At 41.9% G+C, this 25,953-nt stretch carries 26 protein-coding genes; 5 read left to right on the top strand and 21 right to left on the bottom strand.

From position 1 onward, the window contains the following. The first annotated feature begins 129 nt into the window (after window positions 1-129). Complete coding sequence (locus NQ488_02990) at window positions 130-822, top strand: DUF6198 family protein (protein ID UWN96292.1); 693 nt, start codon at window positions 130-132, stop codon at window positions 820-822. A 6-nt stretch (window positions 823-828) separates the two neighbouring features. Here the strand turns inward: NQ488_02990 and NQ488_02985 are convergent, their stop codons facing one another. From NQ488_02985 to NQ488_02975, 3 genes are read right to left on the bottom strand one after another with little or no spacing between them, the layout of a single operon-like run. Then, window positions 829-1,743 carry a polysaccharide lyase family 7 protein gene (locus NQ488_02985; protein ID UWN96291.1) on the bottom strand — a complete coding sequence of 305 codons (915 nt, stop codon included), beginning with the start codon at window positions 1,741-1,743 and terminating at the stop codon, window positions 829-831. Then, window positions 1,724-2,719 carry an alpha/beta hydrolase gene (locus NQ488_02980; protein UWN96290.1) on the bottom strand — a complete coding sequence of 332 codons (996 nt, stop codon included), beginning with the start codon at window positions 2,717-2,719 and terminating at the stop codon, window positions 1,724-1,726. Before NQ488_02980 ends, NQ488_02985 begins: the two co-directional genes overlap by 20 nt. Window positions 2,720-2,721: 2 nt before the next feature. Further along, window positions 2,722-3,846, bottom strand: a complete 1,125-nt coding sequence (locus NQ488_02975) for a GGDEF domain-containing protein (protein ID UWN96289.1) — start codon at window positions 3,844-3,846, stop codon at window positions 2,722-2,724. 214 nt (window positions 3,847-4,060) lie between these two features. Between NQ488_02975 and NQ488_02970 the strand changes: the two genes are divergently transcribed. The 3 genes from NQ488_02970 to NQ488_02960 are packed head-to-tail and all read left to right on the top strand — an operon-like array spanning window position 4,061 to window position 6,537. Next, window positions 4,061-5,023 carry a TAXI family TRAP transporter solute-binding subunit gene (locus tag NQ488_02970; protein UWN96288.1) on the top strand — a complete coding sequence of 321 codons (963 nt, stop codon included), beginning with the start codon at window positions 4,061-4,063 and terminating at the stop codon, window positions 5,021-5,023. 53 nt (window positions 5,024-5,076) lie between these two features. Further along, window positions 5,077-6,264 (top strand): sodium/glutamate symporter, encoded by a 1,188-nt coding sequence (gene gltS, locus NQ488_02965; protein ID UWN96287.1) that lies wholly within the window; start codon window positions 5,077-5,079, stop codon window positions 6,262-6,264. A 30-nt stretch (window positions 6,265-6,294) separates the two neighbouring features. Then, the gene (locus tag NQ488_02960) at window positions 6,295-6,537 is read left to right on the top strand and encodes a hypothetical protein (GenBank protein UWN96286.1); all 243 of its coding nucleotides are present in this window, start codon (window positions 6,295-6,297) and stop codon (window positions 6,535-6,537) included. Window positions 6,538-6,683: 146 nt separating this feature from the next. Here NQ488_02960 and NQ488_02955 read toward each other — a convergent pair whose 3' ends face one another. The 5 genes from NQ488_02955 to NQ488_02935 all read right to left on the bottom strand — a co-directional run bounded on the left by NQ488_02955 (window position 6,684) and on the right by NQ488_02935 (window position 10,636). Further along, the gene (locus NQ488_02955; protein ID UWN96285.1) at window positions 6,684-7,688 is read right to left on the bottom strand and encodes a sugar kinase; all 1,005 of its coding nucleotides are present in this window, start codon (window positions 7,686-7,688) and stop codon (window positions 6,684-6,686) included. Between the two features lie 79 nt (window positions 7,689-7,767). Continuing rightward, window positions 7,768-8,217, bottom strand: a complete 450-nt coding sequence (locus NQ488_02950) for a hypothetical protein (protein UWN96284.1) — start codon at window positions 8,215-8,217, stop codon at window positions 7,768-7,770. After that, on the bottom strand, window positions 8,201-8,959 hold the full coding sequence (locus NQ488_02945; GenBank protein UWN96283.1) for a zinc-ribbon domain-containing protein: 759 nt from the start codon (window positions 8,957-8,959) through the stop codon (window positions 8,201-8,203). Before NQ488_02945 ends, NQ488_02950 begins: the two co-directional genes overlap by 17 nt. Further along, window positions 8,956-9,762 carry a hypothetical protein gene (locus NQ488_02940; protein UWN96282.1) on the bottom strand — a complete coding sequence of 269 codons (807 nt, stop codon included), beginning with the start codon at window positions 9,760-9,762 and terminating at the stop codon, window positions 8,956-8,958. The genes NQ488_02945 and NQ488_02940 overlap by 4 nt, the downstream gene beginning before the upstream one ends. Before the next feature lie 10 nt (window positions 9,763-9,772). Next, complete coding sequence (locus NQ488_02935; GenBank protein ID UWN96281.1) at window positions 9,773-10,636, bottom strand: DUF362 domain-containing protein; 864 nt, start codon at window positions 10,634-10,636, stop codon at window positions 9,773-9,775. A gap of 318 nt (window positions 10,637-10,954) precedes the next feature. Here NQ488_02935 and NQ488_02930 point away from each other — a divergent pair, with 318 nt between their 5' ends. Continuing rightward, complete coding sequence (locus tag NQ488_02930) at window positions 10,955-12,313, top strand: SLC13 family permease (protein UWN97090.1); 1,359 nt, start codon at window positions 10,955-10,957, stop codon at window positions 12,311-12,313. 161 nt (window positions 12,314-12,474) lie between these two features. Here NQ488_02930 and NQ488_02925 read toward each other — a convergent pair whose 3' ends face one another. The 13 genes from NQ488_02925 to atpG form a co-directional block, all read right to left on the bottom strand. Next, complete coding sequence (locus NQ488_02925; GenBank protein UWN96280.1) at window positions 12,475-13,209, bottom strand: DUF6062 family protein; 735 nt, start codon at window positions 13,207-13,209, stop codon at window positions 12,475-12,477. A gap of 21 nt (window positions 13,210-13,230) precedes the next feature. Then, window positions 13,231-14,715: a trypsin-like peptidase domain-containing protein gene (locus tag NQ488_02920; protein UWN96279.1), complete on the bottom strand. Its 1,485-nt coding sequence runs from the start codon at window positions 14,713-14,715 to the stop codon at window positions 13,231-13,233. A 104-nt stretch (window positions 14,716-14,819) separates the two neighbouring features. Continuing rightward, a complete protein-coding gene (locus tag NQ488_02915; GenBank protein UWN96278.1) occupies window positions 14,820-16,547 on the bottom strand; it encodes a phospho-sugar mutase in 1,728 nt (575 codons plus the stop codon). A 114-nt stretch (window positions 16,548-16,661) separates the two neighbouring features. Next, window positions 16,662-17,903 carry a CdaR family protein gene (locus NQ488_02910; GenBank protein ID UWN96277.1) on the bottom strand — a complete coding sequence of 414 codons (1,242 nt, stop codon included), beginning with the start codon at window positions 17,901-17,903 and terminating at the stop codon, window positions 16,662-16,664. Beyond that, the gene (cdaA, locus tag NQ488_02905) at window positions 17,881-18,756 is read right to left on the bottom strand and encodes a diadenylate cyclase CdaA (GenBank protein ID UWN96276.1); all 876 of its coding nucleotides are present in this window, start codon (window positions 18,754-18,756) and stop codon (window positions 17,881-17,883) included. Before cdaA ends, NQ488_02910 begins: the two co-directional genes overlap by 23 nt. 52 nt (window positions 18,757-18,808) lie before the next feature. Further along, entirely contained in the window at window positions 18,809-19,837 is a 1,029-nt protein-coding gene (locus NQ488_02900; protein UWN96275.1) for a hypothetical protein, read from the bottom strand. Window positions 19,838-19,873: 36 nt separating this feature from the next. Beyond that, on the bottom strand, window positions 19,874-20,284 hold the full coding sequence (locus NQ488_02895) for a hypothetical protein (GenBank protein UWN96274.1): 411 nt from the start codon (window positions 20,282-20,284) through the stop codon (window positions 19,874-19,876). 90 nt (window positions 20,285-20,374) lie between these two features. Continuing rightward, on the bottom strand, window positions 20,375-21,346 hold the full coding sequence (locus NQ488_02890) for an Ig-like domain-containing protein (GenBank protein UWN96273.1): 972 nt from the start codon (window positions 21,344-21,346) through the stop codon (window positions 20,375-20,377). A gap of 82 nt (window positions 21,347-21,428) precedes the next feature. Beyond that, the gene (locus tag NQ488_02885; protein ID UWN96272.1) at window positions 21,429-21,971 is read right to left on the bottom strand and encodes a TetR/AcrR family transcriptional regulator; all 543 of its coding nucleotides are present in this window, start codon (window positions 21,969-21,971) and stop codon (window positions 21,429-21,431) included. A 37-nt stretch (window positions 21,972-22,008) separates the two neighbouring features. Continuing rightward, window positions 22,009-23,031, bottom strand: a complete 1,023-nt coding sequence (locus NQ488_02880; GenBank protein UWN96271.1) for a flippase-like domain-containing protein — start codon at window positions 23,029-23,031, stop codon at window positions 22,009-22,011. 125 nt (window positions 23,032-23,156) lie between these two features. Continuing rightward, window positions 23,157-23,561: an ATP synthase F1 subunit epsilon gene (atpC, locus tag NQ488_02875; GenBank protein UWN96270.1), complete on the bottom strand. Its 405-nt coding sequence runs from the start codon at window positions 23,559-23,561 to the stop codon at window positions 23,157-23,159. Window positions 23,562-23,576: 15 nt separating this feature from the next. Beyond that, complete coding sequence (gene atpD, locus NQ488_02870) at window positions 23,577-24,974, bottom strand: F0F1 ATP synthase subunit beta (GenBank protein ID UWN96269.1); 1,398 nt, start codon at window positions 24,972-24,974, stop codon at window positions 23,577-23,579. An 11-nt stretch (window positions 24,975-24,985) separates the two neighbouring features. Beyond that, entirely contained in the window at window positions 24,986-25,951 is a 966-nt protein-coding gene (gene atpG, locus NQ488_02865) for an ATP synthase F1 subunit gamma (GenBank protein UWN96268.1), read from the bottom strand. Between the last annotated feature and the right edge of the window lie 2 nt (window positions 25,952-25,953).

The raw sequence follows: 25,953 nt of genomic DNA, 5'->3' as shown, positions 1-25,953 counted from the left end.
TAATAGACTCAATCTATAGTTTCATAAAAATTATTCATTTGATTAATAGCAGTTTCAGTTATAGATTTAGTGAGGTTGTGTAATATATTGGCAGTGATTGTGACTGCAGAATGGAGAATATATAATATTATGATTTCAGAATTATCGGAACGGAATTATCACACAATTAGTGGTGAACTTACTCTTATTATCTCTGTTATTATCAACAGTTTCGGTGTGGTTCTTATGTTATATTCAGGTGCCGGCATTTCAGCAATTTCAAGTGTGCCATATGCATTTTCAAGAGTTTTTTCACATGTATCTCTTGGCACCTGGACATATATTTTTCAGGGTACCCTTGTGCTCTGTCTGATGCTTCTGCGCAGACGATTTGTTCCGCAATATCTGTTCAGTTTTGTTGTGGGATTCGCTTTTGGAGAGCTCCTTGATGTTCACGAACTGTGGATTGGGATTCTGCCTTACACAATTCCATGGAGAATTGCATATTTTGCAGTAAGTTATGTGCTGCTTTGCATAGGAATTGCACTTGCCAACAGATGCGGACTTCCGATAACGCCAACTGACCTGTTTCCACGTGAGCTGTCCGATATTATATCAGTCAGCTATTCAAAGATTAAGATTACTTTTGACGTTACATGTCTTATTGTAACTGCCGTACTCACCGGATATTGCCTGAGACATATCGAAGGGCTCGGAATTGGAACGGTTCTCGCTGCATTCACAATGGGCAAGGGAATCGGCATTATCGGTTCACTGATTGACAAAAAATTCAGATTCAAAGCCAGAATCAGCGCAATTCTTCCGGTACATGCCAATGACTGACAGGCATTACCGGTGGGATACCGCTATGTCATACATCCTTACTTCTGAAGCTGCACCGTCGCTGCTGTCCGAATCATCCTGAATATAATTCCCCGCCTTGAAGTAATTAAGATACTCTGACCATGCAGCATAATTCTCATACTGAGACTTAAAATCATGTTCAAAGCTTTTCTTTTCACCATTGCTTTCTATTGTAACCATAGCCCTGCCATCTGTTATATCGATAGCTGTCGTAAATTTTTGTCCAATCTTTACATTATCAAAATAGTATCTGTCAGCAGCCTTTCCCGCCGGAGATATTGTAAAACTTACGACAATCCGCTCTGCATTGCCTTCATAGATAACTTTTACCGGAACCGGTCCGTTCCCGCCGTCTGTCTGGATTGCATGCACCTGACACACCATAACTTTGCCATTTGCGGGAATCTTAGTTACAGACTCTGTTGTCACAAGTGTATGCTTCCCATCCCAGCCCCAGTTATCTCTGGTACTGCTGCCGCTTATCTCCCTGAGTTCAGAACGGGTGTACTTTGTGTTAGCCGTTTTTGCTCCGAATACCGGTGTATAGAAAACAATAGCCCCATCAGCGGGAGCGTAATAAAAATATTCATCACTGTAATCATCAAATGCTATACTGCAGCCCTTGCCAACTTCCTTCACTGCCGTTGTGCTCCCATCGCGATATACAGGGAGCTGCACCTTAAAGTTCTGATTGAGAGTGTCTATAAGAGGTGATCTGCCTATGGTGCCATCATCATCGTCATCATCATCTGCAGACTGCTCTGTAGGCTTTGCGATATAAGCTGCCGCAGCCTCATCATCGTGATAATACCAAGCCGTATACAGACCAAATGACGCAGTGGCAACTACAATAGCTGTCACTGCAGTTATGACAGCACTTTTAATCTTCAGATTTTTCATTATAATATCCCTTTCCGCACTTTTTTATAAATTCACCGACAGCATCCGCATATGCATTATAGGCAGTCAATGCATTAACCGCATGATCCGCACCGCTGATAACAAGCTGCTTTTTGTAAGCCGTACACGCATTATACAACCTGTCACACATAGAAGAAGGTACTACTGAATCGTTACTTCCATGAATGAAAAGCACCGGTATTCTTATACCACTCACCGCCGCCTCAGCAGACGCCACAGCCGTGCTGCTTATATTCATATGTCCGAATACCAGTGCACCAAGCCATGCGAGTGCATATGATATATGCACCGGGTAATGCAATTTTTGGCACATGCTTTTTATAATGTCACGCACAGAAGTAAATGCACAGTCAGCTATAACTGCAATAACACTCTTTGGAATAGCTGTACCTTCTTTGTACCCTGCTGCCATAAGTACGGCAGACGCCCCCATCGATACACCTGCTATAATTATGCCGGCATTTTCCGTGTACATATTATCCACCAGCTTTATCCAGCTTATACAGTCATGCATTTCCTTAATTCCAAATGTAATTGTGTCACCATCACTTTTCCCATGTGCGCGCTCATCGACGAGAAGAATTCTGTATCCGTGTTCCCTGCAGAATCTGAACATTCCATATCCGTCACGCATATATGTTCCATGATATCCATGGAAAAATATCACAACAGGCGCATCCGCATCTCCTTCATACAACCTGCCGCAGAGCCTGAGTCCGTCATAAGACATCACCGAGAGTTCTTTTGAAGAATCATTTTTCATATTCTTCATACATCCGGCAAGGTCAGACTCCATTCCATGATATAATGCGCTGTCAGGGATATAATCAGGCTCATCACGCTCAGATTCCGGATACACAAATACGCCGCGATATATATAATATGCTGTAATAATCAGAGCAGCAAAAAACATAACAGCCAGCCCGATTCCGGCAATACATACATAACCTGTCATTATCAGTCCCTGCCCTCCCTGCTGCTCCTTTTATTATCATACATATTCTTATCTGCCGCCTTAATTACAAGTTCAATATCAGATCCAAAGCCCTCTTCACATCCGACCGCGCTCGATACATAAATGCCTCCTGCGGCCCTGCACTGCTCAAGGCTTGTCTTTACTTTTTGTATAACCTCCTCTGCTTCATCAGGCTTGGGATTCTCAATTATCATTACAAATTCGTCTCCGCCAACCCTGTACGTGCATTTTCTGCTGTCTGACTGTTCGTACAGCCGCAGTGCCATCGTCTCAATAAGTGCATCACCCATGGCATGTCCGAACGAATCATTAGTCTTCTTAAGATTGTTAATATCCCAGAATATTACTGCGACACGCTTTACTGACGGATAATAGCCTTTTACCATCTCTTCATACTTATTCTTATTGAACAGCTTGGTTCTTAAGTCAGTATCCTTATGGTATGTAAGGTCTGCTATCCTTATTGCATCCTCATGGCTTGTGATAACCGAATATCTTAACATGATTGTGAATATAAACAGTATAAATGAACGTGGAAGCGCCTCATACACAAGCAGTATAAAGTTTATATTCTCATTAAAAGGTATAATTATATGCCCCTCATTCATAATTCCAAGATACCAGCTTAATGTATGGTTGCTCTGAAATAAAAGATTAAGGTCACATAATCCGTAATAGTACCCTGTTAATGAACTTATCACAACACCTGTAATATCCATTATAAGAGCTGCCCACAGTACCTTTCTCTCTCTGTACTGTACTGCAAGCAGAAGCGGAAATACATATACCAGTACTACATGGAATGTAAGAAATGATGCTATTATCGCTGATATAATGCATATTGACGCTATAAGAAAATACTTTACCCACGGCTTTGATATATCCGATCTGAAATATATGTATACAATCGGTATAAGCAGAATTGCAGACATTATATATGCCTTAGAAAATACTTCTGCATTAACATCAAAAAAACGTACAAGCGTCAACAGCCACATTAATGTTATTGCAATCATCATCCACATAAATCCTGTCAGTGTACGCATGTTTGATTTTATCTCCTGATTCCGAAGTTCGGAATTACACTGTTCCTGATAATTTTCCATTATTTATCCTCCATCAGATACCTGTCGCATCCAAATTAATAATCCCTTATATTCTATACATTATGCAACTTTTGCATAATTAATACAACCTTTGATTATTGAAAAATATATATTCGTATGATAAAATTATTGTGGTAAAGGGGAAAGGTATTCTGTATATTACAGGCACTTTCCTTTTTTCTTTATAATGAATTCAACAGAAATGGGGATAACCATGAAAAAAAGTATATGTATTATGTTATGTCTGACTGTGATTATCGCTTCACTTGCCGGCTGTGACAGCCGACAGAAAAACATACGGTTCGGTTCTGCTGATATAGGTGGAATGTACTATTCATTTGCAAGCTCTTTCACAGGTATCGCAGCCAAAGATAAGCCCGACATGACATTTGAAGTTAAGAATACAGCAGGCTCCGCAGCTAATATCCGGCTTCTCTCAGGAAAGTACATTGAGCTTGGAATTGCTCAGGCAGATCTTATTCAGGACGCCTATAACGGATCCGGTTCATTCGACGGAACAAGGTACAAAGGCTATGGCGCCGTTGCAGCTCTGTATACGGAGGCATGCCAGATTATCGTCGGCAGAGACAGCGATATATATTCCGTTGATGACCTCATAGGCAAGAATGTAAGCATCGGCGCAACCGAATCGGGAACTGAGCTTAATGCAAAACAGATTCTTGAATCCAACGGTCTTTCATTCGGTCTTGTTAATACTGTTAATCTTGACTATACTGACGAGGCTAAGCAGCTTGCCGAAGGGAAAATCGATGCATTCTTCTGTACTGCCGGTCTTGCAACAACTATGATAGGTGAGCTGACCAAGGAATATGATATCAGGATAATCAGTCTTGATGACAAGTGTGTGGCAAAGCTGATATCTGCATATCCGTGTTACACCAAAGTCACTATTCCTGCCGGAACATACCAGGGGCAGACAGAAGATATCAATACCGTCGGTGTCCAGTCTGTACTGCTTGCTTCTGACAGCCTGTCCAATGAGACAGTCAGGGAACTTACTTCTATGCTGTTTGATAATATTCATGAGCTGCAGTATGCGACACCTCTTGATCTTCACATCAGCCTGAATTCGGCAACAGATGGCATTGCGATACCGTTTCATCCCGGTGCCGCCGAATATTATGCACAGCAGGGAATAACTGTTGCAACAGAATGATAAAGCATTTATACAGAATTAAAATAGTAATTAGGAAGTAAGGTTTATAAAATATGGAAATACGTTTAGATATGTACCAGACGCTCGCACTCGCTGTACTGGTTCTCATGCTTGGAAGCTTTTTAAGACGCAGGATACATTTTCTCGAAAAATTCTGTATTCCGGCACCCGTTGTAGGCGGTCTTCTGTTTGCAATATTCACATGCATATGCTACAGCACGGGAATAGCTGAATTTTCTTTTGATGATGTACTCAAGGAAGTCTGTATGGTATTCTTCTTTACATCTGTAGGCTTTCAGGCAAATCTTAAGGTGCTTAAGAAGGGTGGTAAGTCGCTCGCAATATTCCTTGCCCTTGTTATGGCATTAATTATCTCGCAGAATCTGCTGGCAATAGGACTGTCCAAGCTTCTCGGGCTTAACCCTCTTATAGGAATGTGCACAGGTTCGATTCCCATGGTCGGCGGTCACGGAACTGCCGGAGCCTTCGGTCCTGTCCTTGAAGATTTCAATGTACAGGGTGCGGCTACAATATGTACAGCCGCAGCGACCTTCGGACTTATATCCGGAAGCCTTGTAGGCGGTCCTCTCGGCAAACGCCTTATTGAGAAGAAGAATCTTCTTGAGACTGCAATTTCTGAGGATGACAGTCTTCTGGTCGAGGATGAGAAAAAGCACGCAAGACATCCGAATATGTTTGCTTCAGCAGTATTCCAGCTTATCCTCGCCATCGGACTTGGAACAATATTCTCATGGATGCTTACCAAGACAGGACTTACATTTCCGATATATATAGGTGCGATGCTTGCAGCTGCACTTATACGCAATATTGCAGAATATACCGGCAAGGTATCTATTCACATGGGTGAGATTAATGACATAGGTGGTATATCTCTCTCACTTTTCCTTGGAATGGCTATGATTACGCTTAAGCTGTGGCAGCTGGCTTCACTTGCCCTGCCACTTGTGATTCTCCTTGGTGCCCAGGTAATTCTTATATGTCTGTTTACATATTTTATTGAATTCTATATTATGGGCAGGGATTACGATGCAGCAGTGCTCGTTGCGGGGACATGTGGCTTCGGTATGGGAGCAACCCCTAACGCCATGGCTAATATGCAGGCACTCTGTGACAAATATGTCCCTTCTGTCAAGGCTTATCTTCTGATACCCCTTGTCGGAAGCCTTTTTGCAGATTTCCTTAACAGCCTTGCTATAACATTTTTCATTAATATTCTATAATTAATAATTACAGATTTGGGGGAATGATTTATGTTCGGTAAAAAAAGACGTGAAAAGAAAGACTTTAATCTTACATATGATAATCTGGCAATTCCTGAAGTCCACACCGGACAGGATGAGACGGCAGATAGCAGCATTACACCGGATAGCTCTTCAGATGATGCGGCTGTCACTGATGATGTTTTTATGGACTGTGATGAATCCAAAGAGCATGAAGTCAGTTATGAAGGAGTTGCCATTCCCGAAGTCCACATAGGTAAGCGGCGCAGATAACATCCGGGGAATCCATTGGCTCCATACTACAGACTAATAATCCCACAGACTCTGATTGCTTTGATTAAGCACTTACGCATAATCATTACAATCATTGGGCCTGTGGGATTTTAATTATTAATATCTCTTAATCAGCACTATACTGATTATCTCTGCACCTCGTTGCCGCTCTCCGAGAAAGCAAGTCTGTATACTTCATCTGCCGTTACAAGGTTGAAGTCACCGCTTACTGTGTGCTTCAGACAGCTTGCAGCGTTAGCAAACTCTACCATCTTCTGTGGCTCATAGTTCTGTATATATGCATAGATAAGACCTGCACAATATGCGTCTCCGGCACCGATATAGTCAAGGATATCCATATAATATGGCTTGCTGTAATATGCCCTGCCATCTGTATATACCATTGCCTGAAGCTCAAATGTTGTTATTGACTTCTCTGTACGCCATACCGAAGCTACCATCTTGAACGGGAATCTCTTCATAAGTTCTTCTGCTATGTACTCGTTGCGGTTGGCAACCTCAGGACCCGGATTAATCTGGAATATTCCTACTGCATCATCCTCATTGGCGATACAGATATCAACATACTTACAGATCTCAGACATTACCTCATTAGCCTTCTCACCGCTCCACAGCTTACTTCTGTAGTTAAGGTCACAGCTTACTGTAATGTTCTTTTCCTTGGCAATCTTACATGCTTTAAGACATATTCCGGCAAGATTATCGCTGATTGCAGGAGTAATTCCTGAAAAATGGAACCATGTAACTCCTTCAAATATCTTATCCCAGTCAAAATCAGCATCAGTTGCAAGTGCAATGGCTGAACCGCTTCTGTTATATACTACGTTAGAAGGACGCTGGCTCGTCTTCTTCTCAAGGAAGTAGATACCAATCTGTTCTCCTCCACGTACAATGTTACTAATATCAACGCCATACTGACGAAGTGAATTAACAGCACTCTGACCTATTCCGTTCTCAGGGAGCTTGGTTACATACGCACAGTCAACTCCAAAGTTAGAAAGTGATACGGCTGTGTTAGCCTCTCCACCTCCGTATACTGCTTCAAATGAATGACACTGTACAAATCTGTCATTGTTCTCAGGTGTAAGGCGGAGCATTATCTCGCCAAATGTAATAATCTTGTTCTTCATTATGTATTATCTCCAATTTCATTCATACTGCACGCGTTCTATTATAACACAAAATGTCAATTTTAAAATATTTATTTTATTAAGATATTCCGTAAGTACTCTTAACATCCTCAAGTGCATCAAGCAGCAGCTTACGCGTTATTGCTCCTTCATGCTCCGAAAAGTCTGTCCTGCAAGCCTGTGCCTTGTCATTCATTCCGTTTTTTGTGTACATATAATAGTTAACTGCCGCCTCATAACTCAACGCAAAATCATACAGCTGCTTCTCGTCACTGCCGGGATTGGCACCTAATGCAATATTGGTATGCACTTTTTCCTGAAGCCGTGCATAGTCATGATTTGAAAAATCATTGTACAGCTCATAGAATTCATACGGCTTATGTCTGTCATTACCTCTTACAGCCTCTTTTGTAATTCCCGATACCCTTACTCCTGCCACAATAAGAAGTATGAATGCAGCCGCATATATGAGCAGCGCTGTCTTTTTTGTATTCCTTAATATCTTAACTGCCTTATTTTTGCGCATCATTCATTCTCCCTGTAATAAGCGTTAATACACCATTTCTGTCCAAAGACGGCAGATTTATAATATCATCATCCGTAAGATTACAGTACGCTTTTAGAAAAAGCTTCGTATCTGATATGATATTTTCCACGGCTTCCCTGCATTTTTGTGACGGAACACGGTATGAAGACCTGTCAAGGCGTTCATACTCATCGAAAATATTATAAACTGCCTCTGCGGCTCCTGAATATACATTCTGCGCCAAGTATTCATTATCCTGTGCCGGATCAAAATCCGCCGTGATACATCTGCGCAGGCGGTTATAGTCATACATAACCGAATAAAAGCTGTCCCAGCCTCTCTCATCATCAAAGTCAGGCTGCCATTCTCTCCTGCTATTGGCAAAATACGCTTCCTCATACTTACCGCTGTCTATGTATTCATTCATTGTGCTCTGTATCTGTGTCTTATGTCTCCTGTTATAAGAACTGTTGGCAGCGTCAGCAAGCGTATATCCAAAGCCGTCGGCTGATGCAACCCAGCTTACGGCAAAAATAACAACTGCAATCGCCATGGATGTCAGAGGTGCTATATACTCAACAAACCACTTACTGTTACCTACAACACGGTTACGTGTCTGGTTAAACTTTCTGCCGTAATTCTCCATATCCTTAATATGCTTCGCCGCCTCTTCATTAGGCGTACCACAGTTAGGGCAGAACTTCACATTAAGATTCAGCGGTGCTCCGCAATTCTTACATTTCATTGTGTTCCTCCCTTAGCATTGTAGTACTTCTGTGCATATTCTGATGATTTTGAGTAATCCATATATCCGCTGCTGTACAGATCATTATAGTCAGCCCTGCACTGTTCTTCCGTAAGTCCCGCATCATCTTTAAGAAATTTCTTTACGTTGGCAAGCCATCCGTCAACAATTTTCTTTTCATCATCACTGCACCTGGCATACAGCTTTGATGCAGCTGAATCTTTTTTATATTCAATTTCAAGCGTACTGATTGCATTACGGTATAGTGTCTCGAATACATACTGCCCGTCTCTGTCCTCATCAGTCATATACTGCTCAAATCTGTCATATGAACCTGTATATATCTGATATATATCGTAATGCTCCCAGTTATGCAGAATACTATAATACGGACCTTTGCTGTCAGCATTGATTATCTTGTAAATGCCTGCAAAATCCTTATCCTCATATGCCTTGTCCAGAGCATCTGCATTGGCATCATACCAGTCAAGCCCTTTGACAATCCTGCTCTTCTCTCCGTAATAATATGAATCTGTTTTTTCATGTACTATTCCTGACAGTGAGCCTATCCCTGCAAATACTGCTGCAGCTGCCAGAGTAATAAGAACACTCTTTACAATGTCCTTTCTGGCAATTTTACGCGTATTTCTGTCAAGGCTGCCCATACTGTCATTCATTGACTCAAGAGTATCCATGTACCGGGCTTCTGCCGCATCATACTGCATATAATGGCAGTATGGACATTCTGCATCTTCAGCACTTATTGCAGCACCGCAGTTAACACATTCTTTAATCTTATCCATCTGTTACCACCTAATCAATGTTGATAAGCTCATACTCCCTTGAGCCTGCGCCAATTGCCGCTGCTGCCTCAATTGTATGAACACCGTTTCTTGATTCTATTCTCTCTGTAAGATGATCTCTTCCCGGATCCTCAGATGCATACACAAGATCAATACATGCCTGGTCAAGCGCAACAGGATCAAGGCTTGCAAGTATTCCTATATCCTGCATGCATGGATCCTCTGCAACCGCACAGCAGTCACAATCTACACTCATGTTGCACATAACATTAATAAATGCCATATTGCCCTTCTCGTAATCAATAACCGACTTTGCAGCATCAGCCATTGATTCCAGGAATGCGTCATGATCAGCTGTCCACATCTTATCAGGTTCTCCTGCTCCGTGAATGTATGCCTTGCCATATGAAGAAGCTATTCCGATTGAAATGTTCTTAAGTGCTCCTCCGAAGCCTCCCATAGGATGTCCCTTAAAATGTGAAAGAACAAGTACCGAATCATAATCTGCAAGATTCCTGCCTACATAGTTGACCTTAATCTGCTTTCCCTCAGGCACGGGAAGCTCCATCTGTCCGTCTGCATCCATAATATCCACATCAAAGTACTTACTCCAGCCGTGGCTGCTCATAAGCTTTTTATGCTTTTCGGTTGTGTTACGTGCTCCCTCATAAGCGGTATTGCACTCAACGACGGTTCCATTGACATATTCTATTATATCTTTCATAAATTCCGGCCTGAGATAATTCTGGTTACCCTCCTCACCGGAATGAAGCTTAACAGCTACACTTCCCGCAAGACTGACACCAAGTGCCTTATACATATCTACCATACGTTCCTTTGAAATCTGTGATGAAAAATATACCTTTGAAGCCATAATATCCTCCATTCCGCAGGCACAAAGTGCCGGAGGAATCGCGGGCCAAATGTCAGATTTGGCTCTGCGATAAATGCTATTTGTGGCGCCTGCGGCACAAATAGCTGTGTGAAAAACAGATATTAATCTGTTTTTCACACTATCCTCCTGTTCTGCACTGTTTTATGCACATATCAAGTTTGTGCACAGCGCAAATCCTGTGCGTGCCATAATGTATATTTTACCAATTTCCGCCAGGATTGCAACTTGTAACTTGAAGTTGGCAGGAATTAGTTTATAATAAAATTTGTGTTTCTATTTTTAAAAAAGGAGTAATAAATAATGGTAAGTCAGATTTTTGCAGTAATTATCTTCATCACTATGTTTGCCTGCATTATCAGCGGCAAAGTTGAACGGTACATTCCGGCTCTCATAGGTGCTGCTGCCATGATTATCGTCGTATTCGGCATATGTATGCACAGCACATCCGCAATCTTGGATACACTTAATCTCCGGTGCTTTACCACATCCGAATTCTGGTATGCTCCGGGCATCTCAGAATCTGCTTCTTCCGGAATTAACTGGTCAACAATCCTGTTTTTCTTTGGAATGATGGTTCTTGTCGAAGGAATGGGAAAGGTAGGATTTTTCAGATGGCTGTGTCTGTGGCTTGCCAAAGCAGTCAGATACCGGATAGTTCCCATCTTTATAACATTTATGGTATTATCAGCGGTATTATCAATGTTTATTGACAGTATAACGGTTGTACTTTTTCTGACTGCAATAACTATAGAATTATCCGGCCTTCTTAAGTTTAATCCTGTATATATGATTCTTCCTGAGATTTTCTGTGCCAATCTCGGTGGAGCTGCAACGATGAGCGGTGACCCGCCCAATATTATAATCGGAACATCTCTCGGACTTACATTCATGGATTTCCTTACTAATACCGGCATAATCATCCTTATTGCACTTATTGCCATGATTATATATTTTTATCTCTGTTTTGCAAAGAAGCTGAAAGAAGGCTCACATATGGCCGATTCTTCTGCCATGCCTGATCCTTCTTCAGCCATAAGCAACAGGCTGGGATTCATGATCAGCACAATGATTTTCCTGATGGTTGTATTCCTGCTCGTCACACATGCACAGACAGGCATAACTGTAGCATCAATCGGTATAATCGCCGCAGTACTTACGCTTGTCACATCTGTTGATGTCAAAGGCGGACTGCTGCGCGGCATAGACTGGAAGACTATATATTTCTTCGTCGGGCTTTTCATTGTTGTAGGCGGTCTTGAGCAGACACATATCCTTGACCTGCTTGCTGACCTTATCAGCCGGGCAAGCGGGGGACATGTCATGGTTATGGTATGTGTAATATTATGGTTCTCTGCATTGGCAAGTGCAATCATAGATAACATCCCATTTGCAGCAACCATGGTTCCCGTAATAAAGGCTCTTGCCATAACACAGGGAATACCTGTTGAGACACTCGCCTGGACTCTCGCACTCGGTACCGATATCGGTGGCAACGCAACTCCTATAGGAGCATCAGCCAATGTAGTAGGAACATCAATAGCTTCAAGAAACGGCCACCACATCACATGGGGACAGTATTGCAGATATGCTCTCCCGGCAACTATACTGTGCCTTGTAATATGTACGGTAATGCTCTATATTCTGCATGTACGTTAATACCGGCAGCAATTAAGATTAACCGTCGGTCTGCAGCTTATTGCAGCATATTAATATATACAAAAAGCAGTAACCACACATGAGATACATAATATATGAGTATATCCCATGTCTGTTACTGCTTTATTATTTAGCTGATATTATCTTATAATTCATTAACACTATAGATTCTGATTATCTATATCTGTTGAATTAATCTTAACTATCGCCCTTGGTATGGCGTCTTTGGAATTCCCTGCAGGCTCATTGGCATATCTGTAATCAAATTTCTTTATCAGCCATTCAAGGTCATCCCTTACCCGCTTCATATTATCCATATAAAGCCTGTCAAGCTCCTTAATGAACTCCGGTGCTTCTTTGCCAAGTGACTGTGGTGCCATCTTCCTCAATTCTGCATAATGCGATGTACAGAATCCCTTGGTATTGCCAAACATGTCTCTGAACTCAGAATTGTTCTTCCACAGATAGAATATTGTATCTATATATCTTGCAAATGTCTTATCCACCCTGTCACATACAAAGCATGAATTCTCAAGTGTTTCAATATACTCCGGCACCGCATCTTTATCTGTATCCGCCTTACGGAATAATGACTTTTTGGGTGTTGTGCCTTCAGACTGAAGTCTGCTCACATCATCTATAACTTTATCAAAATGTGTCTTAAGCACAAGTGCCATTCCTAATGTATTACCCTTTGCTGCAACCATCCTTATATGCTTACGGCAGAATCCCGTTCTGTCTGTAACTTCACGTATGTCTGCCTCCATATAGCTTGGTCCCATTGCATAATCCACAGCATCCTGCTCAAGTCTGTTATACATTGCACACACCGGACATTCGCAATCCTTTTCAAATGCCTCTGTAACAGGTATTGAATATATCTTTTCGTCTTTCATAAGCGCCCCCTCATATCATTGTCAGTTACTGTTATGTCCAAGTGTAACCTCAGCACTCTTAAGCTTGTACTCGCCATTCTCCATGTGATAGTAATCGATTGTTACCTTCTCACCTGAAGCATAATACTGCATCTTCTCCTTAAGGTCTGAGGATGATGATATCGAATCTCCGTCAAATCCTGTTATGATATCGTTCTTAACAAGTCCTGCCTTATCTGCCGGGGAATCCTGCTGTACATTCTGAAGGAGGATACCCTGTGGGTAGCCGTAAGCCTTAGATATCGAGTATGTCACATCAACACCTGATATTCCTAAGAATGAAGCCTTATCACCTGATACCTTCTGTCTTGTCTGCTTATTCATCAGTGTATCAAGGACATCTTTAATTGATGAAATAGGGATTGCATATCCCATCCCCTCTACTTCCTCTGAAGAATACTTTGCTGAGTTAATACCTATTACCCTGCCAGATGCATTAAGCAATGCACCTCCACTGTTACCAGGGTTAATTGCTGCATCCGTCATTATAAGGTTAGTATATTCAGTATTATCAACAACAATTGAACGGTTCAGTGCGCTGACATAGCCGACTGTTACCGACTGGCCTTCGCCAAGTGCATTACCTATTGCAACTACCTGATCACCAAGTTCTATGGAATCAGAATCTCCAAGCTCTGCGATAGCAATGCTCTTTGCTGTTGATTCCTTAAGTGATGAAAGTGAAACTGCTACAACAGCAATATCCTTATTACTCTTACTGCCCTTAACCGTAGCACTTACCTGCTCATTATCCGTGAATGTACATGTAAGATTGCTTACTCCGTCAACAACATGCGCATTCGTTACTATAAGAAGTTCAGTATCATTCTTGCCAACTATAATTCCGGTACCGCTTGTCTTAGACTTCTGTGTGCCGGAGAACGGATATGCATATCCTGATGATACCGTAACTTCACCGTTGATTGCTACAATTGACGGCATACTTGTCTTAACTATGCCCTTTACATCCATAGGAGCCGATATTGTTGAATCTTCAGTCTGCACAACTGATGATGTTCCTGCATTCACAGATGCATCTGTGCCGTTGCCCTGATTAGACACCATCGGAATCTGGATATCAGAAGCCGAACTTGTGCTGCCGTCGAGCTTCTCACCCGCTTTGTTGACTCCGAACATTACACCTCCGGCTATAAGGCCGAATATAACCGCTGATATAACAAGCTTGGCAAAATATCCTGCGCCGCCGTTATGCTTTTTCTGTTCGTGCTTTGCAGCTTTCTTCATTGCCTTCTGTTCACGCTTCAATTCTCTTGCCGATTTTTGTGGCTGCTGTACCGGATTGACGTCGTAATAGGTATATGATGGCTGCTGTGCGCTATCTGTATTGGTATCTGATGTATCAGACTGCGTATCTTGTGCATTCTGAACATCTCCTGTAAATAATGGCTCGCCTGTCTGCGAATCAAACCTTGGTACATTATTATTCATTTGATTATCATCATACATGACCGATTATCTCCTTTCATCAAAAAACACATTTCATTTATAGATTGAAGTCTATCAATGAAATGTGTTTTCCATGTGTTCTTACTGTAAATTAATGTTCACAATTAGCCCTGGACAAGATCCATAACAGCCTGTGTAAGCTCATCCAGCTTAGCCTGTGCGTCCTCAAGGCTTGTTCCCTTAACTCCCATGTAGAACTTAATCTTAGGTTCCGTTCCTGATGGTCTTGCACAGCACCATGCGTTATCTGATAAATCATAGTAAAGTACATTAGAGTTAGGAAGTCCTGTCTTGGTTACCTCACCTGTCTTAAGGTTATGGATTGTGTCTTCCTTGTAATCACGGATTGCAAGTACATCCCATGAACCAATCTTAGAAGGCTTGTTGGCACGAAGATTATTAAGCATCTCCTGAATCTTTGCGACACCCTCAACTCCCTTAAGTGTTATAGACTTAAGACCTTCCTTGTAGTAGCCGTACTTCTCGTAGATGTTAATCATCTGATCCCACAGTGTAAGTCCCTTTGTCTTATAATATGCTGCTGCTTCACATAATGCCATAACCGCAACAATTGCATCCTTGTCCCTTGCATGTGTTCCTACAAGACATCCGTAGCTTTCCTCGAATCCAAACTCATACTCATATGTACCATTCTGCTCGAAAAGCTTAATCTGCTCACCGATAAACTTAAAACCTGTAAGAACCTCGATAAGCTTTACATTGTATTCTGCAGCGATTGCATCTGCCATATTAGTTGACACGATTGTCTTAACAAAGGCACCATTCTTATGGAGTGTTCCATTCTCTCTTCTCTGTGAAAGGAGATATTCAGCAATAAGCATTCCTGACATATTACCTGTAAATGATACATACTCTCCTGTCTTTGAATCCTTGGCATATACTCCAAGTCTGTCTGCATCAGGGTCCGTAGCAAGAATGATATCTGCATTCTTTTCCTTAGCAAGCTTAAGCGCAAGTGTGAATGCCTTAGGATCCTCAGGATTAGGATACTCAAGTGTTGTAAAATCAGGATCCGGCTTTTCCTGTTCAGGAACTACATACACATTCTTAAATCCGAGTTCCTTAAGTACACGTCTTGCAGGAATATTACCTGTGCCATGAAGCGGTGTATACACAATAGTGAAGTCATCAGCCACTTTCTTAATAAGGTCTCCGTTGATGCTCATCTTCTTAAGAGCTGCAATATAACGGTCATCAAGGTCATAACCGATAACATTGTAGAGTCCCGCAATCTTAGCTTCATCCTTATCCATTGTCTTAACACTGTTAAAGTCTGTAACATTGTTAACTTCCGTAATTATCTGTGTATCCTTAGGTGCGGTAATCTGTGCACCATCTTCCCAATATACCTTATAGCCGTTATATTCAGGTGGATTATGACTTGCTGTTACTACAATACCGGCGATGCAGTGAAGGTCTCTTACTGCAAATGAAAGTTCCGGTGTAGGTCTTAATGTAGGGAATATATATGCCTTAATTCCGTTAGCGTTAAGGCACAATGCAGCCTCATCAGCAAACTCAGGTGACATTCTTCTTGAGTCATATGCAATGGCAACTCCTCTGTCTGCCGCATTCTCCCTGATGATAAAATTAGCAAGTCCCTGTGTCGCCTTACGTACTGTATAGATGTTCATGCGGTTAGTTCCAATGCCGATTACACCTCTTAATCCGCCTGTACCGAACTCAAGATTCTTATAGAATCTGTCTTCTATCTCAGCCTCATTACCTGCTATTGATGCAAGCTCAGCTCTTGCTTCATCGCTGAAATACTGATTATCACACCATTCCCTGTAAGTCTCCATATACCCCATATCTGCCTCCATTCCGTATCCGTAATATGCTTTATAAATGTATGTCTTTTGGTACGGATACTAACATTTTGATGAATATATTAGAAATATATTAGCATATATAACCGGCCGTTATCAGCCGTTTACGCTCTCTGCAGTCACATTGACAGTATAATTCTGTTTCAATGTGCAGTTTGCAGGAAGTGTGACCTTTAACCGGAGTGTATTGTCACCTTCCTTAATACCTGACAAATCAATAGTAGGTATTATTCCCGTCACGGTAAGAGCCGTCAGAACCGACTGCTCTCCTGTTACAGTGATATTCACTGCCGTGACATCACCAAATGATATATTGTATCCCTGTGGCAGGTTGCTCAATACTATTCCTGTCACCGGAACCGATATCTCTCTCTCTGATACCGGATATATTCTGACAGTAACATTAACAACTCCTTCAGACATTACTGTAATATTCCCCGGAAGATATGATGAAAGTCTTACGTGGAATATCTTATCCGCATTCAGACCGCTCACGTCTATTGCACTGTCAGGCACATCTATTGAATTGACATCCCTCAATGCATCCTCTGTTCCGGCAATCACTGCCTCCGTAACGGCCTGGTCAATACCCGAAACCCCGTAACCATCTGCCGGCGTCCCCTTAGTCTTATAAGTAACCGGCACAGTCTTTGTCATAAGCACATTAACCTTAATATCGACTGCTGTCTTCGACAGTTCAATACGGTCATCGACAATCTCAGTTCCCTGCGAATCATATATCTTAATTGGGGCAGCATCACTTATATTCATAGTTGCACCGCTTACATCATATAAAACCTTAACTGATGATATACTGTCAACTACTGATGATGTCCCGGTAACCTTAACTGATGACGGGCTTATCTGCTGACCGCCTATAACATACCCGTCTGCCGGTGTTCCTACAAGCTCTGTATCAATATTGAATGTCTTCGTTACCCTGTTCTCAATCTTAAGCCTTATAGCTGTTGTCTTGGGTGCTATCTCTATACTTGATGCTGATACTCCGTCTTTTACAACCTTAACATCAATATCCACATAATCTGAAAATACCGTAACGTTACTGAGGTCAGCTGTTGCCACAATATCCTTGGCCTTGATATCTGTTACGATACTTCTCGGTCCGCTTATATATACCGAAATCTTACTTCCGTCAACAACATCATATGCGTATTCCTTCTCGGTAAGAGATTCCGTATTAACAAGCTGCACCTCAACACCGCTGACGGTAACGCTTGTTGACGGATCATATACATTGACTATTATAATCCATATAATAATTGCACAGACTGCGGAAAGAATCTTAAGGCTAAGGTTATTCAACAATTTTTCCTTCACTCTTCAACCTTCCTTTCCATAATCTGAAAGACTTAACATCCATCGTCTTATGCCTTATATATTCAAGCTTACTCCTGAGTTCCTCACCTTCTATATTACGGATAAGTTCACCGCCGACTGCAACTGACACATAGCCCGTCTCTTCAGATACAACTATTATAAAGCAGTCAAAATTCTCACTGCCTCCTACTGCTGCACGGTGTCTTGTGCCAAGCTCCTTGCTTATGGCATTACTGTCCGAAAGTGTAAGGTAACATGTTGCAGACACAATCCTGTCACCTCTTACAATAACAGCTCCGTCATGAAGCGGAGTGTTATGCTCAAATATATTAATGAGCAGCTGGCTTGAGACAACTGCATCAAGTTCTATTCCGGACTGTTCATACTCACTTAGCAGCATATCCTGCTCTATTACTATCAGTGCACCTGTCTTATCCTTGGCAAGCTCATAAGTGGCATTTATAATCTCTTCCACTGTTCTGCTGGAAAACCTGTCCTGCTGTGGCCTGCCAAAGTCAAATCCAAACAATCCCGTAAAGACTCTCTTACGTCCAAGCTGTTCAAGCGCACGTCGCAATTCGGGCTGGAATATAATTACAATTGCGATAATACCTACGCTTATTGCCTTGCCGGCAATCCACAGGATGGTTCTCAGATTAAGAAGCACGGCAATCATCACAAGCGCCACTACAATTATAATACCCTTAAGAAGTGCCCATGCTCTCGTATCCTTAATCCATATGAGGACATTATATAATACATATGCAATTATAATTATCTCGATTACATCAGTCCATGTAATCTGAGGTATATACAGCGAATACTGTTGTAATAAAGAATTAATTGCTGTCACTGTGTCCTCCATATCAAATGCCCAGACTGACTGTCAGCCTGCTTATTGTTCATTAAATCTGTGTACTGTCATCGTCGTCTTCAAAATCTCTCTTAGACGGTCTGGTTGTCTGTCTTGATGACCTTCTGCTGTTAATATCATCTGTATTGTGAGCTTTCTGCGCATTAATTCTCTTAACTCTGAGGTCTTCATTTACGAGGTTCACCTTAGGTACTGCCTTGACATAATAATAATATTCGTCATCTTCATACTGGACAAATTCAGTCCTCTTATAATCAAGATTAAAAAATACAACCTCACATATGTAAGCTATCACTACCGAAAGCAGTATTCCGATTATTGCCACTATAATATTAAGACTCGCCGAAAGTGCAAGCTTGCCGATTATCACAAATACGAATTCAAGAAGCGCTCCCGCAACAATTGCAACATTCCATGCATTGTCTATCGCCATTCTGCGGATAATGCTTACAACAATTACAGTTATTACCATCACAAAAAGAAGAAGAATCATATCTTTGTTATTGAGGAATCCATCTACAATAAATGTAAACTTCTGAACCGTATTCGATGCTGACTGTCCTGTTATGGCTGCTTCATAGTCACTTGCGGTCTTAACTATGTAATATATAATTGTTCCGAATCCTACAGGAACAGCTGCCGGAAGTCCTATCGTAAGCCCGAGAGCTATAGGCGCAAGATACGGAAGCTTAATGCAGCACAGCATTGCTGTTATGACAATGAGATATCCTGTCTTTGATGCAAGCCTGAAATACAAAAGATACATAATAAGTATCAGACACAGCGTAACGAGTGCAAATTCAGCGGATATTGAATACAGGTGCACTACAAGAACCATAGAAAGGCATACTACCATAAAGCCTGCAGGCATGAAAGCACATATTATTGCTATAAGTATTGCTATGAGCGGACTCTTGAGTACAGATACATAGCCTATCGAACTGTCAAGCATCAGCATGGCAACAAGCGTAATCAGAAACTTGGCAGCCGGCACTATATACATATTATATCTTCCATAAATCCTCTTAATCTTCTCTTTTAATTCAAGTAAAACAGCCATTGAATCCTCCGAATCTTCAATCTTATACCGGGCGTATCAGCGCTCTGTATTATTCTTTCTGTTCTTATCATAAAAATGTTCAAGCTTATTCAGTCTTGCAAAAAACTTCTTTATGTCCCTGCGCGACCTGTCATATCTGCGCGCATATACAAAGGCGCTCACCACTGAGAAAAACAACAGATAGACAATATAATATGCAGCAAATCTGCTTCCAACAGACGCATAATCAATATTATTGACATTGTTTGTCAGCCATTGCATGTTAGATAATGCTATCATAAGTATAATGAGAACATATGCTGCCGTCGCTGCAATAATCGTATTAAGAACTCCAAGTGAAACATAATCAGTCTTAAAATACCTGGCAGTCTTTAATTCCCTGCGTCCCTCATTCTTCTCGTATATAGCCATCTTGGTCATCATCCTGACCTTACTTTCATTCAACATAATTGACTCATCCAATCCGGTGCATATGGCGCACCTTATAATAAATGCAGCTGCTCCGTCAAATATGACAATATTATAACAAATCACTCATTAATTGTATACAACTATTTGGGAGTGGCCGCCATTGCCTGCCGTTACTATTCGTACCGTTCTGCCTTCAAGTGTAAAGGTTCTGTCTGTCGCCGCAGATGTGTAATTACTCCATGCCTGTGTATATTCATCAGGGAGAAGATTCTGCAGCACTGACTGTACTGCCGACTCATAATCTGCCGAATTCTTCTTGATATATATGATTGATACATCAGGCTGCACTATAATCTCACCTGAATAGTCATCTCCCTCACCATATACAAATACATTATCTCCTGTGGAATGGAATCCTAATCCTCCAAGTACATCAGCAAGCTGATAACTCCTTAAGCCTCTGCTCACAACCTTTACCGAAGGCATTGCCGCCTGCGTCGTCTTAGGCCGGGCAGCCGCTGCCTGCGTCTCTTGCTGTGGCTGTCCGTCATTATCTGCATTGCTGTCTGCATCTGTATTATCCGATGAACTTACTTCGTTATATGATGGCAGATTCATCTGTGACTTTGAATCATTCTTCTCTATGCCTTCAATAACTATTGCATCAGACACATTGCCAACTGTGGCGGTAAGAGCTGCCGTACCTGTTCCCGTAATCTCCACAATACCATCCTGGCTTACCCTGAACACCTTGTCATCGCTGCTTTTCCACTGAAGTGATCTGTCTGTATTAGCAGGTGTTACCGTTGCCGTAACATATATCTTTTCCCCGACAACCACCTTGCAGCTGGGAATATCAATCTTAACAGATGTCTGTTCTACTGCCCTCGTCTCTTCTATAGTCTGCACACCAGCATTCATATCGATTACGCTTATGCTTGCATTAGATGATGTATCATCATCAGTCTTTGAACACGCTCTGAAAAGCAGTATAACAAGAAGCACTGCAAGTATGCAGAGAACCACCACCCATACAGGTCTTAATCTCATTGTGCTGCTCTTTGTACTGCTCTTTCTGCTGTTTTTTTTATTCGACATATTTATCTCCAACTAATATTATTTAGAAAAATCCCGGCATAACGCATCTGCGCATGCTGGGATTATTTTACCACATACAAACTTATTTATCAAATCTAAATAGCCCTTTATCTGCCATCTGTACCACCTTATCAACATGCTCCATAAGATCGATAGTCATACCGCTGTTGAACCATTTGACAAGCTGTCCGAAGCACTCACACTGCAGCAGGTCCTGCATAATCTGTTTGTGCTCTTCACTCTCGTTTTTATATGCTTCAGAGCCATTTACATATTTTTGTGCAAAATTATCACATATTCTCATAAGATGAATCTCAAGCTGTTCGTGATTAGACGATCCCCATATATGATAAAGCGCTGTCTTATTCTGATACAGTCTCCGGATTATCTTCTCGACGCTTTCCCTCATTGTGGTGATTCCACTTATATCTTCAAGAATACTGTTTGTTTCCTCAATAATGCTCTCTTCTATCAAAGCCGGAATATCCTGAAAATGATAATAAAACGAATTACGGTTAATACCGCACTCCTCCACTATATCCTTTACTGTTATTTTAGAAAGCGGCTTTTCATTCAGCAATTTAAAAAGCGCGATTTCTATTGCTTTTTTGGTGAATGTCGGCATACATTTCCTCCCTTGTAATTCTCCCTTTTGAAGCTGCTTAATGCCGTTCTCTTCTGATATATGCAAATACTGCAGGTGCTCCTGCAAAGAATGGCACAAACGTTGTTGCAAACCGGTACACAACCATTGCAAGTGCAGCCGTAACAGACGTACCTGCCTGAACATACATTAATACAAAGAATACATCAACCGAGCCAAAGCCCGACGGCATCGGAATAACTCCCGCAAGCATGTTGGCAATTGCTATCATAGCAAATACATCCGTCAATGCTACTCCATCCCCAATAACTGCAATACACGGAGTAATATACCATAGAGCCTGCATAAGTACAGATTCCGCAAGCAGGATAATACACAGTTTCTTATCTTTCATTGTGACAGCTGACTCATTCTGAAGCAGGTCAACCTCATAGCCGGCCCTTTCAAGGAATGCCATTGCCTTAGGGAACCTTGCGCATATCTTCTTCCCCAGTCTGAAAAGGAATTCTGTCAGCCGCTTATTGACTGCAATTGTAACCATCGCTGCGACAAGCAGGACGTTAGCTGCAATATCTATAATAACAAAAATTTTTGAATTTGCAAATGCCGCTCTTGAAACTGTACTGCACACAATTGCCACAACTCCCATAACAAGGATTGAAAGTTTAAAGAATATCGTCTGTAAAAAACAGATTCCCATTCCATTACCAATCTCAATTCCGTCACGCTTCATGTAGTATATCTTTGATACAGCCATTCCGCTTCCAAGAGTACTTACCCTGAAGAACGAGCCACACAGGGCCGTAATAACAGCTTTGGGGAGAGTAAATTCTGCCGAATACTTATGTCCCATCTGACATAACACCACGCCGTCAATTACCCTGTACAGTATTCCGCATACACATACCGTGATAATTCCTGCGATGCTCATTTCCCTAAGTTCATGTGTCATTTTGACAAAAAACTCACGGTTCATTACTATCGCAAAAACGAGCAGGACAATCAGAGCTGCATATACAAGAAGTGTTTTTCTGTTTGTAAGCTCAGGCCTCTTCCCGTTATTACCAGGATCTTTGTTCATCCGGTCATCCCCTTTCAATAATCACCTGTTCCATGTAATGAGAACTTTCCTATAAAGCAAAAAACAGCACAGGCGGTCTGTAGTGCTTCCGTCTGCGCTGTCCTGATAAGATTCAAATAACCTGATCAGTTGCCCCTGGCACCCTTAAGTCGGGCCATAGCTCTTGAAAGTGATGCCTGTGATATATGATATTCCATGATACTCTGCTTTGCCTGCATCTGCTCCTTAGCTCTCTCAAGAGCTGCCTCCGCACGGAACTTATCAATCTCCTCAGGCTTCTCTGCTGAATACACGATAATGTTGACCCTGTTATGATCTACAGTTATAAGTCCGTCAGACACAACCGCCTCCTGCCATGTTCCGTCAGGAAGTTTAAAACGTATCTCTCCGATTTCAACTGTTGATGTCATCTGCTCATGATGAGCCATGACAGCCATCTCACCATCGTATGCCGGGAATATGAGAACCTCGCATTCACCGTCATAGAATACTTTATTACATGCTACGATTTTTAAGGAAAATGTACTCATACTCATACACCCCGCTTAATTCTTAGCCATTTCTGCTGCTTTTTTCTTAACGTCTTCTATATTACCAACGTTAAAGAATGCACCCTCCGGATAATCATCCATCTCACCGTCAAGGATAGCCTTAAATCCTGCTACTGTTTCTTTGACAGGTACGAATCTTCCCGGTGTTCCCGTGAAGTTCTCGGCTACGAAGAATGGCTGTGAAAGGAATCTCTGTATCTTTCTTGCTCTGTATACAGTTGTCTTATCCTCATCAGACAGATCTTCCATACCAAGGATTGCAATGATATCCTGTAATTCCTTGTACTTCTGAAGAATAGCCTGAACACGTCTTGCGACATTATAGTGTTCCTCACCGACAACATCAGCCTCAAGGATTCTTGATGATGACTCCAGTGGGTCAACTGCAGGATAGATACCCTGCTCAACAATCTTTCTCGAAAGAACGGTTGTTGCATCCAGATGGGCAAATGTAGTTGCAGGTGCAGGGTCCGTAAGGTCATCGGCAGGCACATATACAGCCTGTACTGATGTAACGGAACCATCCTTTGTAGATGCAATTCTTTCCTGAAGTTCACCTACATCATTAGCCAGTGTAGGCTGATAACCTACGGCTGAAGGCATACGTCCGAGAAGTGCCGAAACTTCTGAACCGGCCTGTACGAAACGGAAAATGTTATCAATGAACAGAAGCACATCCTGATGCTTAACATCTCTGAAGTACTCAGCCATTGTAAGTCCTGTCTCGGCAACTCTCATACGGGCTCCAGGTGGTTCATTCATCTGACCGAACACTAAGGCTGTCTTATCGAGTACTCCCGATTCCTTCATCTCTGTCCAAAGGTCATTACCCTCTCTTGAACGCTCTCCTACGCCGGTGAATATTGAATATCCGCCTCTCTCAGTTGCAATATTATGAATAAGTTCCTGAATAAGTACTGTTTTACCTACGCCGGCACCACCGAACAGACCAATCTTACCACCCTTTGCATAAGGTGCAAGAAGGTCTATAACCTTGATACCTGTCTCGAGCATCTCTACAACGGGGCTCTGGTCTTCAAATGTAGGCGGCTCTCTGTGTATTGACCAGTGTGTTTCATCATCAAGCTTCTCACCGCCGTCAATAGTGTCACCGAGCACATTGAAAAGTCTTCCAAGTGTCTTCTCGCCTACAGGCACCTGTATACTGTCACCTGTAGCAACAACTGTCATATCCCTGCTAAGTCCCTCGCTGGCAGCAAGCATAATACAGCGTACTGTATTATGACCTATATGCTGTGCGACTTCCATAACGCACTTATGTCCGTTATTTATTACATAGAGGGCTTCTTTGATTGATGGGAGATTACTATCCTCGAATTCTACATCGACAACCGGGCCTGAAACCTGTACAATCTTACCTAAATTCTCCATAATTGTAAGTCTCACCTCACTTGCTTTCTCTTTTTCTTCTTTAAAGCCTTGGCACCACCGATTACCTCGGTGATCTCCTGTGTGATTGCAGCCTGACGTACTCTGTTGTACTGTACCGAAAGATCCTTAAGCATCTCCTCGGCATTATCTGTGGCGGACTGCATCGCCATCATTCTGGCATTCTCTTCACTGGCTGAAGCCTCAACCAATGCACCATATATGAATCCTGTAACATAGTTATAAACGACCTTTTTAAGGACCTTCTTAGGTGACGGATATATAAGGAAATTACCATCATTGTCATAATGCTCCTCGTTATCGTCATAACCATCGCCATCTTTGCTGAAACTTTCTTTCTGTTTTTCAAGCATCTCCTGCTTAATAAACTGATGTGTCTTAAGCGGAAGAAGCTGTCTGACATCAACCTCTTCTTTGATGCTGTTAGCCATCTTTGTATAGATGACATACACCTCATCAATCTGTTCACGGTTATACATATCTACAATAAGCTCTGTTATAACACGTGCCCTGTGCATTGAAGGATTTGTTGCCGTGAACCGGAAGTCTTCCTTTACAGGATACCCCTGCCCCAGAAAATACTGTCTTCCAATCTCTCCTACAACAAAAAGCATATAGTTATCAGAATTATCACAAAGTGCCTGTGCTTCCTTTATAACATTGTGATTGTACGCACCGGCCATTCCTTTATCGCCGGTGAGTACTATATATGCTTTTTTCTTGAAGCTCTCCGCATTATCAGAACTGCGGTTATCAAAATATATGTGCTCCATATCAGGAAAATGATACAGAATACTTGATATCTGATCCTGCAGTCCGAAGAAGTATGGTTCCGTATTCTCAAGCTGCTGCTTTGCCTTACGAAGTTTCATTGAAGACATCATATACATGGCTCTTGTAATCTTCATTGTGTCCTGAATGCTTCTTATTCTATTTTGAATTTCCTTTGCATTAGCCATAG

Source organism: [Bacteroides] pectinophilus (genome assembly GCA_025146925.1).
In the GTDB taxonomy this organism is placed as follows: Bacteria; Bacillota; Clostridia; order Lachnospirales; family Lachnospiraceae; genus Bacteroides_F; species Bacteroides_F pectinophilus.
The sequence above is the reverse complement of the archived record's forward strand: the minus strand, read 5'-3'. Positions and strand labels throughout refer to the sequence as shown.